Here is a 14,325-nt window from a genome sequence, read left to right on the forward strand (position 1 = left end):
TCACCGTGCACCTCCGGACATCGCCTTCGCGCGGAACGCGGCCACTGCCGGCAGGTGTCCGTGCGGGGACAGCGCGGCGGCCACGTCCCGCAGCGTGCGTTCGGTGCGCAGTGAGCCGGAGTCGCGTGCGATGTCCAGGGCCTCGTCCGCGAGCTGCGCGGCTTGTTCCGGCTCGGCGACGGCGACCGCGGCTGCGGCGAAGCGGCTCAGCGCGGTTCCACGGTCACGATGGTAGGCCGCCGGCAGTGAGGGGAGCACGTCCTCGTAGAGCACGATGGCCTTGTCGTGGCGGCCGAGGATGGACCAGCAGTGGGCGCGTTGCAGTTCCAGGTAGTTGCCGGTGCAGAAGGACCCGTGCCCGTCGCGCGCGTCGCCCCGGTCGTCGTGCGCTGCCCACGCGTGGGCCTGGTCCAGCTTGCGGTGGGTGGTGCGTTCGTCCCCGTCGAGCGCGTACCCGAGTGCTTCCTGCTGGGTGACGGCGGCGCGCATGGGGTTCGACAGCGCCGTGGTGTCACGGCCCGCGGCCTCGGCCATGCCGATCGTCCGCGCCGGGTCCCCGTCGGTGGTGGCCTGCTGGCTGCGGCGGAACAGCGTCCACGCCAACATCGCCCGATCCCCGGATTCGTAGGACCACTCCATCGCCCGGTCCGTCCAGTGCAGCGCGAGCGAGCCCTCCCCGGCGTCCTCGTGCAGCCACGCCGCAGACTCGGCGTACCGAGCGGCCAAGCCCACCACGTCGCGTCGGGCGGCCCCTCGGACCGTGCCCGCAATCCCGTTGATCAAGTCGATATGCTCCCGCACCGACTTGATGGCGAATCGCGGACCGAACAGATTGTCCGTCTTGACGAGCAGGTGCCATTGTTCGCGGAGGTGTCGGAGGGCGTCGTCGAGATGTGTTTCCGTGAAGCGGCTCAATGAAAGCCGGGGCGGCACGTGCGTTCCGGGGGTGTTCGGTGCTTTCGTGTCCGTCGACTGCCGGCGCTGTCGTTCCTGCTCTCGTTTTCCTTGTTCGCGCAGTGTCGTCAAAGCCCCGTCGGCGTCCAAAGCGCGGTCGATGGCCTTGACGATCTCCATGGAAGGGAGATTGTGGTCGACGCGTTCGGCCAGTGAGACGTATTGCCTGGTGTAGCCGATGCGCTGGGCCAGTTGTGGCTGGCTGAGGCCGACTGCGGTGCGGCGTCGGCGGATCTCGCGGGCGAGTCGTACGCCGACTGGTTCGGATGCCGAAGGGTGCTCGTCGTCAGTCATGTCGCATCCACCTGTGCTGAGGGGCGGGCAATTTCACCTGAGGTGCTGATGAGTTGGTTGAGCGTGGTGGTGATCTGTTCCCAATGAAAAGTGGCGAAACCGTCTGGTGATCGGGTTGTCACCTGGTCGGGGTCCATGAAGATCACATGCATGGCGGTCAGTGTGGTCACGCTGGCGGTGTAGGCCGGGTGGTCGCGTAGCAGTTGTTTGACGCAGGGTGCCACCAGGATGGGTACGTCGGTGGCCAGTAGTTCGTTGAGCAGGCCGAGGGCGAGGTTGTCGCTGATGCCGTGTGCCCACTTGTTGATGGTGTTGAAGGTCGCCGGTGCGACGAGCAGCGCGTCGGCGCGAGGGAGCGGGTCGCGCTGTCCGGGCAGGCCGGGTTGGGATCTGACCGGTGTTCCCGTCCGGTCGGCCAAGTCGTCGAGGTTCACCCATGAGGCTGCCGTGGGGGTGGCGATCACGCACACCCGCCAGTCGGCGGCGTGGAGGGACTCGATCAGCCGGTCGATGCTGAGGACGGGTGGTGCGGCTGTGACGACCAGGTAGACCGTGCGGGCGGTGTCGTTCATGCGAGCACGCCGATCCGCTGGGCCAGGCTGCGCAGGCCGGGTGTTCTCCTGTGCTGCTCGCGTGCCATGAGTTCCCGCACCAGTGTTCGTCCGGCCCGGTGCGTGCGCAGCAGTTGCGGGGCGATGCGTTCGGTCTCCAGCAGGTGGATCACCGCCAGCGGGTCCTCGCCGAGTTGTGCCTGCGCCCAGGCGTTGTCGAGGTGGAACTGTCCTTGTCGACCGTGCAGGCCGGGTGGGAGGGAGGTGACGTCGATGTGCTCGGCTTCGGTGAGCACCCGGTGCGGGTCGCCTGTCGCCACCGCCGCGGAGACCCGGTGGATGCGGACGTTGGTCGGCCCGAACGCGGTGAAGCCGATGTTGCCGTCGCGTCCCAGCGTGGCCGCGAGTCGTCCGGCGTGGCCCAGTCGTTGATGGGCCTCGTCGGTGTCACCTCGGCGGGCGGCGATGACGGCGCTGATGAGCAACAGCGCGCCGCGCCACGTGCAGCTGTGCGGGTCTTGTCCACGGATGCTGTCTGCAACTTGCAGCGCGTGGTGTTCCGCTTCGTCCGCGGCGTCCAGGCGCAGCAGGGCGCAGGTCAGTTGGTAGGCGGCGGACGCCTGCCCGAAGACGTTGTCCGCGGCTTCCGCGGCGGCCCGTGCTTGTTCGGCGGCTTCGTAGGCGGCGATGCCGTCGCCCATTTTCGTGGCGACCTTGGCCGCCACGATCGCGGCCTGGCATCGCAGGCTCAGGCCTTGACGTCGTTGGCTGCCGCTGCTGTCGTCGAGGATCGAGTCGATGGTCTGCAGCGTGCCGGGTAGTGCGTCGATGACCTCGTCGTAGCGGGCGGCTTGATAGGTGCGGTGCAGCCTGTCCACGAGCGCTTCCGTGTAACGCGACACGCCGAGACCGAATCTCGCAGCGGATATCCCACGTGGAAGTGGGCGTTGCTTTTCCGCAACGTCGTCGACCGGCGATCTGTCATTTACCATCGAGTCGGTAGTCGAGTGTCGTCGCCGCTGGTTCTGTTCGTTTTTCCCTTGCTCGCGAAGTGCGATCAGCGCGCCTTCGGCCTGTAGGGCGTGGTCGATGGCCTTGACGATCTCCATGGAGGGGAGGTTGTGGTCGGCGCGTTCGGCCAGTGAGACGTATTGCCTGGTGTAGCGGATCTTCTGGGCCAGTTGTGGTTGGCTGAGGCTGGCTGCGGTGCGGCGTCGGCGGATCTCGCGGGCGAGTCGGACACCGGCGGGTTCGGTCGGGTCGGGGTGTTCGTCGTCGCTCATGTCGCCTCCGCCTGCGCCAGGGGGCAAATAGGGGGCAAATACCGTGTGTCGTGGTTTGCGTTGTTCCCTGATCGTACCGGTCGTGGTTGGAATGCGTGTGCACCGATTCCGGTGTTTCGAAAGGGGTGGATGGTGGACGCTGACCATGGCGGGGCGCGGGCCCGGTCGGGTGTGCGGTTGCTCGGTGACGTGGAAGTGGCGGGGTTGCGGTCGGAGTTGCGGGAGGTGGTGGAGTACCGGAAGTCGGGTTTGAGCCTGAACTGGGTCGTCGGGTGTCCGTTGGACTGCGGGTACTGCGTGCGGCACCTGTTCGGCAACTTCGGCATGAAGGTGCCGCGTGCGTTGCTGCCGGACGAGGACGCGGTCCGGGCGCTGGTGGGACACCGGTTCTTCCGGCCGCACGTGACGCCGGTCCAGTTGCTCAACCGGGCGACCGATCCGATGCTGCCCGCGGTGAAGCCGCACCTGTTCCGCGTGCTGCGGCTGCTCGACGAGCGGGGTTTGACCAACCACGTGCTGGTGATCACCCGGTGGCGGGTGGAGCCGGAGGACTGCGCGGCGCTGGACGCGCTGCGGAACCTGAGGGTGACGCTGTTGGTCACCCATTCGGGGATCGAGGACGAGCGGGTCGAGCCGGTGGACTCGGGCATCGCTGCACGATCGCTGGAGACGGCGTTCGCGCACGCGGAGCGGTTTCGGGTGGTGTTGTACTGGCGGCCGATCGTGCCCGGCCTCAACGACTCCGACGCCCACATCGCACGCGGTCTGGAGTTGAGCTGGCACGCGCACGCGGCGGTGTTCACCGGTCTGTTCTACCGCGACGAGATCCGCGCCTACTACCGCGACCACGGCCTGCCCGAACCCTACGAGGACCAGGCGCGGCGCAAGATCCTCCCCGAGGCGTCGGAGACCCGCATCCTCACGGCGGCGGCCGGGCGGCCTGCCGGGGGCGCGGTGTTGTTCCGCAAGACCTCCTGCGCGGTGGCCTACGCCCACCGGGTGCCGGACTACAACGGGCACGTCGGCATCCGGGAGCTGTGCGACATCTGTCCAGCGGCCCAATTGGGCCGCTGCGACGCCGCGCGGACACCACCCGACCCGGAAGGGGGCGCCGCGATGGCGGCGGGGTTGGGCGGCAGGCTGGTCGCGGTCACCGACCGCGCCGTGGTCGTCGACGGCCTCGACGAGCAGCACCGGTACTTCATGCAGCACGGGCTCGGGTTCCAGGTGCACGACGCGGCCAAGCCCCACCACCCGTACCGGCACGGCCGCGCCGACCTCGGCTGGCCCACCACCCTGGAGGCGTCATGACCATCCCACCCACAACGCTGCCGCAGGCTCTGCTCGGCCGTCCGCTGGTGGTGGTCGACGTCGAGGGCAACGGCGGACAACCGCCACGCATCGTGGAGATCGCCGTGCTCCCGGTCGACGACCGCCCGGTCACCGGGCGGGACCTGCGGACCTGGCTGGTGCGCCCCGCCGAGCCGATCACCGTCCACGCCCGCCGCGTCCACGGCATCGCCGACGAGGACGTCGAGGGCAGGCCGTTGTGGCACGGGGTGGCGGGGGAGGTGGCGCCGCTGCTGGAAGGCCGGACGTTGCTCGCGCACAACGCCACCACCGAGTACCGGGTCCTCGGCGCGCACCTGCCCACGTGGCGACCGCCCATGGTGCTCGACACGCTCCGGTTGGCCCGCCACGTCTGGCCCGGCCTGCCCGGCTACGGCCTCGACAAGCTCACCGCCCACGCCGTCCTGGACACCGCCGACGTCGCCGGGCGGCGCCCGCACCGCGCCGGCTACGACACCTGGTGCGTCTGGCAGCTCTTCCGGGCACTGCTCGCCGACAGCGGCCTGGACTGGCACGGCCTCGTGCGCGCCGCGGCGTTGAAGGACTTCCTGCCCGCCGACGAGCCGGAGGAGGGCCTGTGGTGACGCCGGAGGTGGAGAAGCCGGTCGTGGTGGCGGTTATGGGCACGCACTCCACCGGCAAGTCCACCTTCCTCGCCCGGCTGGCCCACGAGCTGCGCCGCGAGCACCTCCAGGTCTGCACGGTGGCGGACCTGGGGGAGCAGGCACAGCGGGTCGGGATGCCGATCCTGCGCAACCACACCTGGGCCTCCACCCTGTGGATCATCACCCGGGGCATCAGCGACGAGATGGAGGCGTGGCTGCACGGCGACGTCGTCCTGGTCGACCGCGCCGTCCCCGACGCCCTGGGCTACTACCGCGCAGCCCTCGCCGACCGCGATGAGCAACCGGACCCGGCGGTGCACGCCCGCCTGGAAGGCGTGGTCCGCGACCACAGCGTGCACTACGACCTGCTCTACCGCACCACCCTCGACCCCGACATCCCCCTGGGCACCGACAAGCACCGCGACCCCGACGCCGACTTCCGCCGCCTGGCCGACCACCACGTCGGGCAAGTGCTCCGCGACCTCGACCTGCCGCACCGGCTGCTGCCCGCCGACGGCCACGACCACGCCCTCGAAGACACCCTCGGCTTCGTCCTCGACCGCCTCTCCCACACCACGGCGGCCCAGCCATGACACCCGACGCCCGGCCCGGCGCACACCCACACGCGCAACGGGACACCCCTCCGCCCGCTCGCGGGCGACCGATCCCGGCCCGCCTTACCGGCTCGCGTCACACCGAACCGGACCAGAGCCTGATCACCGCCGTCGACGACCGCGTCGCAGCACCCGAGCACAACCGAGGAACGTCCATGGACACCGATGAGAAGACCACGCCGCCGCGGTTGAGCACCGCTCGCAGCCGCGAACTCGGCGAAGAACTGCGCCGCATCCGCCACCGCGCCCGCCTGTCCTCCGCTGTCGTCGCCGAAAGCCTGGGCTGGTCGCTGGGCAAGCTCAGCAAACTCGAAACCGGCACCCGCAGCACCAGCCCTTGGGAGATCGCCACCCTCATCGGCCGCTGCGCCGCCGACAAAGCCATCCGCGACCGCATCATGACCATCGCCCACGAACCCGACACCGGAACCTTCACCCGCCCCCACGCGGGCCACCCCGACACCCTCACCGCCCTGACACTGCACGAACGCACCGCCGCCACCATCACCACCTACGAACCGCTCACCGTCCCCGCTCTCGCGCAGACCCGCACCTACGCCCGGGCCCTGATCGGCGGGGAAGACCTGGCCGACGCCCGCATCGCGAGGCAGGAGGTGCTACGGCCCGACGGCGGCCCCACCACCGTCTTCTACATCCACGAGACGGCACTGCGCCTGGTCGTCGGCGACCGCGCCGTCATGCGCGACCAGTTGCTCCACCTGACACTGCTGGCCGGTCAACCCAACGTCACCGCCCACGTCATCCCCCTGACCGCACCGGCACACCCCGCCCTGTTCCACCACACCACGCTGCTCACCTTCGAGCCACCCACACGCCCTCTCGCCTACAGCGAGAACGGCACCACCACCGTCTTCCACGACAACCTCGCCGAGGTCGAGCACTGTCGGCGCCGGATGCGCGAACTGCACGCACGGACCCTCCCCGCCGCTCAGTCCCGCGAAGTCATCGCCCACTGGGCCGACGCCTACGACAAGAGGACCCGATGACCGCGCCCCGGCAACGCCGTACCACCGCGATCATCGGACATCACCTCGTACACCTCCCGTGCCTGTGCGGAAGGAAGATCGCGGATCGCCGCTACCAGGTGACCGGCAGGGCGCGCAGGCCGTAGATCGGCGCGTCGAACGTGAACTCGACGTCCTCGAACGGCACGGCCAAGCGCAGGTCGGGCAGGTCGGTGACGAGGGCGCGCAGCGCGACCCGCATCTCCAGCCGCGCCAGGAGGTGGCCGATGCACTGGTGCACGCCGGTGCCGAACGCCAGGTGCCGCTTCGCCCGGCGGCGGCGGAGGTCGAGGTGGTCGGGGTCGGGGAACTGGGCCGGGTCGCGGTTCGCCGCGAACAGCGAGGCGATCACGCCGTCGCCCGGGCCGAGCCGCCGGTCCGCCACCTCGGTGTCCGCCCGGACGGCCCGCACCACGCCCTGGTGCACGGGGCTCAGGTAGCGCAGCAGCTCCTCGACCGCGTTGTCCACCAGGCGCGGGTCGGCGACCAGCGCGTCCCACCGGGTGCGGTCGCGCAGCAGGGCGAGCACGGACAGGGCGATCGAGTTCGCGGTGGTCTCGTGCCCGCCCACCAGCAGCAGGACGGTCATGCCGACGGCTTCCTCGTCGGTGAGGGTCGGGTCGGTGACCAGGCGGCTGACGAGGTCGTCGCGCGGCTCGGCCCGGCGGGTCCGGACGAGGTCGGCGAGGTAGGCGTGCAGCTCGTCCAGCGCCGCCTGCACCTGCTCGGCGGCCAGCGCCCGGTTCAGGTGGGCGCGGCTGCGGGTGGAGAAGAACTCCTGGTCCGCCACCGGGACGCCGAGCAGCAGGCAGATCACGTCGGACGGGACGGGCAGGGCGAAGCCGGTCACCAGGTCGGCCGGGCGCGGGCCGGTGCGCAGTGCGGTGAGGCGGTCGCGGGTGATGCGCTCGACGTGCGGCTCCAGCGCGGCCATCCGGCGCACGGTGAACTCGCCGGTCAGCATCCGCCGGTACCGGGTGTGCTCGGGCGGGTCGGTGACCAGGAAGCTGCCGGGCGCGGCCTTGCGGTCCACCACCGGCCGCAGTTGCGGGAAGCCCGGGGTGCCCGGGTCCGAGCCGAAGCGCTCGTGGTCGCGCAGGACGGCACGCACGTCGGCGTACCTGGTCAGCAGGTGCGACCGCTGGCCGTGGCGCAGCGACACCGGGCAGGCGGGGTCGGTGTCGCGCAGCCCGGCGAACGGCGCGGGCGGGTCGAACCCGGGGTGGCGCGGGAACGGGTAGTCCACGTGATCGACCTTAACCCCGCCGGGCCGGCGTGGGCGGCGGCGAGTCGGGGCGCTGCGGTCAGCGGCGTTCGGCGGTGATCATGAGCCGGAGGTGGGCGGGGTGCCAGGTGGCCGGGGTCGGGTCGTCGGCGAACGCGGTCAGCAGGTCGGCGGCGGTGCGCAGGCCCAGGCGGCGCAGGGCGTCGGCGGTGGCGCGGGCCCGGTCGCGCAGGGGTGGTGCCAGGTGGCGCAGGCCGCGGTGGGCCGCTTCCGCGCACACCGCCAGAGCCGAGTCCACTGTGGACGTCAGCGGGTCGGTGGCCGGGGGCTCGCCGGTGCGCAGGGACGCGGCCCCGGTCGCCAGGTCGGGGACCACCAGGCCGGTGGGGGTCAGCACGGCGATCGGGTCGATCACCAGGCCGCCGCGGAACCGGCGCAGCTCGCCGCTCACGTGCGTCGCGGTCGGCAGGGCCCCGGCCAGGGCGTCCAGCGCGGCCGGGCAGTGGGGGCGGTGGGTGGCGGAGATGGTGGCGGTGGCGCCCGCGCCGTCGATGACCAGGGCGTCCAGGCGTTGCGCGCCGGGGTGGTAGGCGATCCGCTCCACCCCGGCCACGCGCACCACCCGCACCAGCTCGGCGGCGACCCTGGGGCGGACGACGCGCGGCGGCAGGGCGTCCCACTCGCGGCCCGCGGCGGTCAGGTCGCGGACGACGAGGTTGTCCGGCAGCGACTCCCAGGAGCGGCCCAGCGGGGTGACCGACGTGGTCGACGCCCGCGCGCCCACCCGGACCAGGCGGCCCGCGCTGCGGGTGGCGGACTCCGAGACCACGGTCGACGCGGCCAGGTCGGCCAGCGACGCGCCGCTCAGCCTGCGCCCGGCCAGGTCGTGGCCCGTCGGGCGCTCGCCCTCGCCGACCGGCCAGTGGTGCCGCCGCACCAGCACCGTGCCGCCGTCGGCGAAGAACACCTCGGCCGTGCGGTCCTCGGCGGTGGCGTGCACGCGGCAACCCAGCGCGGTCAGGCGGACGCGCCGCAACGGGGTCTCGGAGGCCTCCTCGGTGCCGAGCACCTGCGAACGGGGGCCGGTCGCACGCGCACGGGCGTGCAGCTCGGTCAGCAGTTCGGCCACGTGCGCCGGGTCGTGGTGCGCGCTGCGCGCCCGGTACGCCCGCAGCGCGCCCGCCAGCTCCTCCACCGCCAGCGCCGGCCAGTGCAGGCGCGCGGTCACCAGGTCCGCCCGCGCGCGGTCCAGGGCGGCCTCGAACACCGGGTTCGCGGTGGCCGCGCCGTCGAGCAGCAGCATGTCCGCCAGGCCGAGCACCGCGTCCATGCCGCCGGCCGCGTCGTCCGCCGAGCCGCCGACGTCGAACCGCACCACGTCGTCGGTCAGCCCGCGTTCGTCGGCCTCGCGGAACGCCCACACCGCGAGCACCGCCCACTGGTCGCGACCGGCCGCCGCCGCGTCCGTGTGCACGTACCCGAGTTCGCCGGGCACCAGGAACCGCACCGTGCACGACGGCAGCTCGGCCGTCGCCACCGGGTCGGCGGCCGTGGGCCTGGTCAGCCGCACGGGCAGCCCGGCGCGGTGGAGGCGGCGGGCCGCGGTCAGCACCCGGTCGCCGAGCAGGTCGCGCAGCCGGTCGTCGGTGATGGCACCGGGCGACCACGGGCTGAACGCCGCCTCGCCGTGCTCCCGCTGGTAGGCCAGCACGACCGCCACCCGGTGCCGGCACACGCCCGCCGCGCCGCACGTGCACGACGCCCGGTCCAGCCCGGCACCCGGTGGGAGCGCGACCTCGACGCCGTCGGCGAACCGGCCGGTCACCGTGCCGCCCTCGACGCCCAGCACCGGCCCGGCGCCCGCGTCCAGCTCCTTGGTCGCCCGCTTCACCAGGCCGCGGTTGGCCAGCGAGGCCAGCGCGTCCGCGGTGAGCGCGAGCAGGTCGGCGCGCATCAGCCCATCCTCTCCGCGACGAACTCGACCAGCTGCCCCGGTGTCATCGCGCCGACGTGCGCGCCGACGTTCGCCAGCCGCTGGGCGAGGTCGCGGTCGTAGACCGGGTTCGCGTCCTCGTCCAGCGCGGCCAGCCCCAGCACCTGCGTGCCCTGCTCCACGAGCCCGCGCACGGTCCGCACCAGGTGGTGCGCGTCGCCGCCCTCGAAGAAGTCGGTGACCACCGCGACGATCGCCCGCCGCGGGTTGTCCACCAGGCCCGCCGCGTACTCGACCGCGCGGGCGATGTCCGTACCGCCGCCCAGCTGCACCTTCATCAGCAGCTCGACCGGGTCCGTCACGTCCGACGTCAGGTCGACGACGTTCGTGTCGAACGCGACCAGGTGCGTCGTGAGCCCCGGCAGGCCCCACAGGCACGCCGCGGTCACCGCCGAGTGGATCACCGACCCGGCCATCGACCCCGACTGGTCCACGACCAGGACGAGTTGCCGGCGGTCGACGTGCCGCCGGGTGCGCGAGGTGAACCGCGGGCGTTCGATCAGCAGCCGGCGCTCGTCCGGCTGGTAGTGGGCGAGGTTGGCGCGAACCGTGCCCCGGAAGTCGAAGTTGCGCGCCAGCTTGTGGTTGCTCGGCCGGCGCGACCGGGTGCCGGTGAACGACTGCCGCACCTCGCGGGCCAGCCTGCGCACCAGGTCGCGCACCACGGCCTCCACGATGCGCCGCGCCATCGCCAGCACGTCGGGGTTCATCAGGTGCTTGGTCCGCAGCACCGCGCGCAGCAGCGCCGCGTTCGGCTCGATCCGCTCCAGCACGCCCGGGTCGGTCACCACCTCGGTGATGTCGTACCGCTCGACCGCGTCGCGCTCCAGCCGCTCCACGGTCTCCTTGGGGAACAGGCGGTGCACGTCGTCCAGCCAGTCGACCGTGGTCAGCACCGAGCCCCCGGTGCCGCCGGTGCGCACGCCCCGCTCCACCAGGTCGGGGTCGCGCCCGTAGAGCCACTCCAGCGCCGCGTCGCGCCGCGCGGCGTCACCGGCCAGCCGCCCGGTCGCCGCCGACGCGGGTTCGCCGAGGATCAACCGCCACCGCTCCAGGTCGCTCACGCCAACCCCTCCCGCACGAGCACCGCGTCCACCTTCGCCTCCAGCGCGCGGGCCTCCGCGACCAGCAGCGGATCGACCGACGTGCGCACCAGCGCCCGCGCCGAACCGCCGGAACCGCGGCGGGCCAGGAGCACCGAGGCGATCGCCTCCCGCTCCGCGGGCGGGAAGTGCGCGAACGCCTGCCGCAGCGCCGGGAGCGCGACCAGGAAGTCCTCTTCGGACAGTTCGCCGACGACCTCGTCCAGCGCGCCGACCACGGCCTCGTCCGTGACGACCTCCTGGCGCGCGACGGCGAACAGGCCCGCGAGCCAGTCGCCCAGCGTCGAGGGGGCCGCCACGCCCCGCACCACGGCCACGTGGTCCGGTGGTGGGCCGTCGAGCGACCAGGCGAAGCCGAACGCCGCGCCGCGCAGGTCCGGCGGAGCGCCGGCGGTCGCGGCCACCCGCCGCATCACGGCGACCGCCCGCGCCCGGTCGACCTCCAGCTCGCCGGCCGCGTGCACCAGGGCGTCGCGCGTGCCGACCAGCGCTCGCAGCCTGGCCGGATCGGCCGGGGCCGGACCGCCGCGCACGCCCTCCGCCAGCCACAGCGCCCTGGTGACCGCCGCGTCCAGGACACCGCCCAGGACGGGGCTGCCGGCCGAGCCCAGCAGCCAGTCGTGCCGCCACAGGCCCAGCACGTCGGTCAGCACCGCGCCCAGCGCGTCCAGGTCGGCCGCTCGGGCGACCTCGGCGGTCAGGGTGTCGGTCACGGTCGCGGAGAGGGTGTCGACGCCGCAGAGGGCCGCGTCGAACAGGAGCCCGGCCAACGCGGCCACGCCCGCGTGCGGCACCCGGTCGTGCAAGGCGGCGGCCGCGGCCTCGGCGAGCGTCGCCCCGTGCGCGGCGGCCTCCACCAGCGCCGGCAGTCGGGTGTCGACGGGTTCGAGGTGCCACCGCTCGGTGGCCACCGGGTCGGCGCCGCCGGACGGGCCGGACCGCCGGTGGAAACCGGGCACGCCGAGCACCCGCAACCGGTGCAGGACGCGGCTGCGGGTCAGGTCGCGAGGATCGGTCAGGTCCAGCGACACGCGGCCCGCGCCGTCCAGGCCGAGCCGGGCCAGCTCCGCGCCGACGTCGTCCACCAGCGGCGGGGTCGGGGTCGCCGGGTGCAGGCGGCCGACGCGGTCGCCGCTGAGCGCGGCCACCACCTCCACCACCGCCGGGTGGGTGCCCACCGCCAGCGGCCCGCGCACCGACCACGGTGGCGGCTGCGCCAGGTCCTCCGAGACCAGCGCGCTCACCAGGCCGTCCAGCACGTCCACCCGCGAGGGGTGCGCGTGGCCGCGCAGCCGGGCCAGGCCCTCGGCCTGCGTGCGGGCGGCGATCAGGTCGGCGGTGGACACCGGCTGGCGCCGCCGCCGCAGCCGCGCCACCACCGACTCGACCAGCGCCGTCGCCGCGCCCGCCGGCCCGTCGGTCCACAGCCGGTGGTAGTACTCCGGTGACGGCATCCCCGACTGGTAGCCGGTGAACGCGTCCAGCCGCTGGTGCGAGTACGGCACCAGGTAGCTCGCCCCGCGCGCGCCCGGCGGGGGAGCGGGCACCTCGGGCCACGCGTCGCCGCCGGTCCGGACCAGCTCCCGCAGTGCCGGGGTGTGGAACCCGCCGGTCACCACGACCACCGGCCGGTCGCCCGCGTCCGCCACCGCCGCGCGCACCCACGCCGCCATGTGCGCCTCGCGCGCCGCGTCGTCGTGCCCGACCTCCACGGCACCGACCTCGGCGTCACCGCTCTGGGTGGCACCGCGCACCAGGTCGAAGTAGGCCGTCAGCCGCTCGGCGAGCCCTTCCGGGTCGGCGACCTCCACCAGGTGGTCCCACAGCGCGTCCACGTTGTCCACGGCGAACTCGCGGCACAGCCGGTCGACGACCTCCGCGTACCGCAGCTCGGCGTCGGCGTACCGGTTGCCGCGCTCGGCGAACGCCGGGTGCCACGCGGGCAGGTCGATGAACGACACCCGCGCGCCGACCTCCCGGCCGGTGGTCAGCGCCAGCCACTCCGGCGAGTAGTCGCAGAACGGCGTCCACGACGCGTGCGACCGGTCGCCGTCGCGCAGGTAGGTGAAGATCGCGATCGGCAGCTCGTGCCCGAGCAGCAGCTCGTCGAGTCGGCCGTTCACGTCCGCCGGTCCCTCGACGAGCACGTGCGCGGGCCGCAGCTCCCGGATCGTCGACGCCACCAGCCGCGCGCACGCCGGGCTGTGGTGCCGGACGCCGACGAAGACGGCGCCCATCAGCCCGGCAGCAGGTGGCGGGCCCGGTGCAGGGCCTGCCACTGCTCACCCGTGCGGCGCGGCACCTGCTGCTCCAGGTAGCGCCGCAGTCGGGCCAGGTCGTCCGCGTTGTCCTTGGCCGCGGTCCCGGCCAGGCACTCCACGACGTCCGCGGGCGACCCGGCCTCGCCGCGCAGGTACCAGCCGCGCAAACCCACCGCGTGCGCCACCGACACCGCCTCGGCCGTGCTCATCACCGTGGACAGCCGGTCCGCCGGCTGCCCCGCGCCGCGCAGGTCGCGGAACGTGCGCACCAGCACCTCCAGCACGTCGCGGCGCGGCGGCACGCCCACCCCGGACCGCTCCAGCAGCCTCGTCGACTCCTGCTCGACCAGTTCCAGCTCGGTGCGGAAGTCGGCGATCGGGAAGACGGTCTCGAAGTTGAACCGCCGCTTGAGCGCGGCGCTCATCTCGTTGACGCCCCGGTCACGCGTGTTGGCGGTGGCGATGACGGTGAACCCGTCGCGGGCGAACACCATGCCGTCCGGGCCGGGCAGCTCGGGGATCGCGACGACGCGCTCGGACAGCAGCGACAGCAGGCTGTCCTGCACCTCCAGCGGGCAGCGGGTGATCTCCTCGAACCGCACCACCTTGCCCTCGGCCATGCCGCGCAGCATCGGCGCGGGCACCAGGGACCGCGCCGACGGCCCCTCGGACACCAGCAGGGCGTAGTTCCACGAGTACTTGACCTGGTCCTCGGTCGTCGCCGCGCCGCCCTGGATGGTCAACGTCGACTCGCCGCTCACCGCCGCCGCGATCAGCTCGGAGAGCAGCGACTTCGCGGTGCCCGGCTCGCCCACCAGCATCAGGCCGCGGCTGGTGGCGAGGGTGACCAGCGACCGGTCGATCAACGACGGGTCGCCGACGAACTTCCGGCTGATCCCGGCGCGCTCGTCACCCACGATGAACCGCCGCGCCGCGGTCAGGCTCAGCGCCCACCCCGGCGGGCGCGGCGCCGTGTCGTCCTCGCGCAGCCGGGCCAACTCGTCGGCGAACCGCACCTCGGCGGGCGGTCGCTGGAGCTGCGGGTCGGTCATGCTCGTCTCCCGGTG

The 14,325-nt window shown here is 73.1% G+C and carries 12 protein-coding genes; 4 read left to right on the forward strand and 8 right to left on the reverse strand.

Annotation, left to right across the window (positions count from 1 at the left end):
* From J2S66_RS03355 to J2S66_RS03365, 3 genes are read right to left on the reverse strand one after another with little or no spacing between them, the layout of a single operon-like run.
* Window positions 1-1,248 (reverse strand): helix-turn-helix transcriptional regulator, encoded by a 1,248-nt coding sequence (locus tag J2S66_RS03355; protein ID WP_310303645.1) that lies wholly within the window; start codon window positions 1,246-1,248, stop codon window positions 1-3.
* Window positions 1,245-1,820 carry a flavoprotein gene (locus J2S66_RS03360; RefSeq protein WP_310303648.1) on the reverse strand — a complete coding sequence of 192 codons (576 nt, stop codon included), beginning with the start codon at window positions 1,818-1,820 and terminating at the stop codon, window positions 1,245-1,247. The genes J2S66_RS03355 and J2S66_RS03360 overlap by 4 nt, the downstream gene beginning before the upstream one ends.
* Window positions 1,817-3,082 carry a helix-turn-helix domain-containing protein gene (locus tag J2S66_RS03365; RefSeq protein ID WP_310303651.1) on the reverse strand — a complete coding sequence of 422 codons (1,266 nt, stop codon included), beginning with the start codon at window positions 3,080-3,082 and terminating at the stop codon, window positions 1,817-1,819. The genes J2S66_RS03360 and J2S66_RS03365 overlap by 4 nt, the downstream gene beginning before the upstream one ends.
* Window positions 3,083-3,214: 132 nt before the next feature.
* Here J2S66_RS03365 and J2S66_RS03370 point away from each other — a divergent pair, with 132 nt between their 5' ends.
* From J2S66_RS03370 to J2S66_RS03385, 4 genes are all read left to right on the forward strand, one after another.
* A complete protein-coding gene (locus J2S66_RS03370; protein ID WP_310303653.1) occupies window positions 3,215-4,393 on the forward strand; it encodes a radical SAM protein in 1,179 nt (392 codons plus the stop codon).
* Window positions 4,390-5,016, forward strand: coding sequence for a 3'-5' exonuclease (locus J2S66_RS03375; RefSeq protein ID WP_310303655.1), 627 nt, complete (start codon window positions 4,390-4,392; stop codon window positions 5,014-5,016). Before J2S66_RS03370 ends, J2S66_RS03375 begins: the two co-directional genes overlap by 4 nt.
* The gene (locus tag J2S66_RS03380; RefSeq protein ID WP_310303657.1) at window positions 5,010-5,630 is read left to right on the forward strand and encodes an AAA family ATPase; all 621 of its coding nucleotides are present in this window, start codon (window positions 5,010-5,012) and stop codon (window positions 5,628-5,630) included. The genes J2S66_RS03375 and J2S66_RS03380 overlap by 7 nt, the downstream gene beginning before the upstream one ends.
* Before the next feature lie 176 nt (window positions 5,631-5,806).
* Complete coding sequence (locus J2S66_RS03385; protein ID WP_310303658.1) at window positions 5,807-6,658, forward strand: helix-turn-helix domain-containing protein; 852 nt, start codon at window positions 5,807-5,809, stop codon at window positions 6,656-6,658.
* 91 nt (window positions 6,659-6,749) lie between these two features.
* Here J2S66_RS03385 and J2S66_RS03390 read toward each other — a convergent pair whose 3' ends face one another.
* Genes J2S66_RS03390 through J2S66_RS03410 form a run of 5 tightly spaced genes read right to left on the reverse strand, consistent with a single transcriptional unit; the run spans window position 6,750 to window position 14,310 of the window.
* On the reverse strand, window positions 6,750-7,922 hold the full coding sequence (locus tag J2S66_RS03390) for a cytochrome P450 (protein ID WP_310303660.1): 1,173 nt from the start codon (window positions 7,920-7,922) through the stop codon (window positions 6,750-6,752).
* 58 nt (window positions 7,923-7,980) lie between these two features.
* Entirely contained in the window at window positions 7,981-9,855 is a 1,875-nt protein-coding gene (locus tag J2S66_RS03395) for a YehQ family protein (protein WP_310303662.1), read from the reverse strand.
* Entirely contained in the window at window positions 9,855-10,958 is a 1,104-nt protein-coding gene (locus tag J2S66_RS03400; protein ID WP_310303664.1) for a VWA domain-containing protein, read from the reverse strand. The genes J2S66_RS03395 and J2S66_RS03400 overlap by 1 nt, the downstream gene beginning before the upstream one ends.
* Window positions 10,955-13,234 carry a DUF5682 family protein gene (locus J2S66_RS03405; RefSeq protein ID WP_310303666.1) on the reverse strand — a complete coding sequence of 760 codons (2,280 nt, stop codon included), beginning with the start codon at window positions 13,232-13,234 and terminating at the stop codon, window positions 10,955-10,957. The genes J2S66_RS03400 and J2S66_RS03405 overlap by 4 nt, the downstream gene beginning before the upstream one ends.
* The gene (locus J2S66_RS03410; protein WP_310303668.1) at window positions 13,234-14,310 is read right to left on the reverse strand and encodes an ATP-binding protein; all 1,077 of its coding nucleotides are present in this window, start codon (window positions 14,308-14,310) and stop codon (window positions 13,234-13,236) included. The genes J2S66_RS03405 and J2S66_RS03410 overlap by 1 nt, the downstream gene beginning before the upstream one ends.
* Between the last annotated feature and the right edge of the window lie 15 nt (window positions 14,311-14,325).

The sequence above is a fragment of the Saccharothrix longispora genome, assembly GCF_031455225.1.
Lineage (GTDB): Bacteria > Actinomycetota > Actinomycetes > Mycobacteriales > Pseudonocardiaceae > Actinosynnema > Actinosynnema longispora.

Excerpts from the sequence above, each read along its gene's own strand:
- J2S66_RS03355 (WP_310303645.1), bottom strand. The coding sequence starts at position 1,248 with ATGACTGACGACGAGCACCCTTCGGCATCCGAACCAGTCGGCGTACGA.
- J2S66_RS03360 (WP_310303648.1), bottom strand. The coding sequence starts at position 1,820 with ATGAACGACACCGCCCGCACGGTCTACCTGGTCGTCACAGCCGCACCA.
- J2S66_RS03365 (WP_310303651.1), bottom strand. The coding sequence starts at position 3,082 with ATGAGCGACGACGAACACCCCGACCCGACCGAACCCGCCGGTGTCCGA.
- J2S66_RS03375 (WP_310303655.1), top strand. The coding sequence starts at position 4,390 with ATGACCATCCCACCCACAACGCTGCCGCAGGCTCTGCTCGGCCGTCCG.
- J2S66_RS03385 (WP_310303658.1), top strand. The coding sequence starts at position 5,807 with ATGGACACCGATGAGAAGACCACGCCGCCGCGGTTGAGCACCGCTCGC.
- J2S66_RS03395 (WP_310303662.1), bottom strand. The coding sequence starts at position 9,855 with ATGCGCGCCGACCTGCTCGCGCTCACCGCGGACGCGCTGGCCTCGCTG.
- J2S66_RS03405 (WP_310303666.1), bottom strand. The coding sequence starts at position 13,234 with ATGGGCGCCGTCTTCGTCGGCGTCCGGCACCACAGCCCGGCGTGCGCG.
- J2S66_RS03410 (WP_310303668.1), bottom strand. The coding sequence starts at position 14,310 with ATGACCGACCCGCAGCTCCAGCGACCGCCCGCCGAGGTGCGGTTCGCC.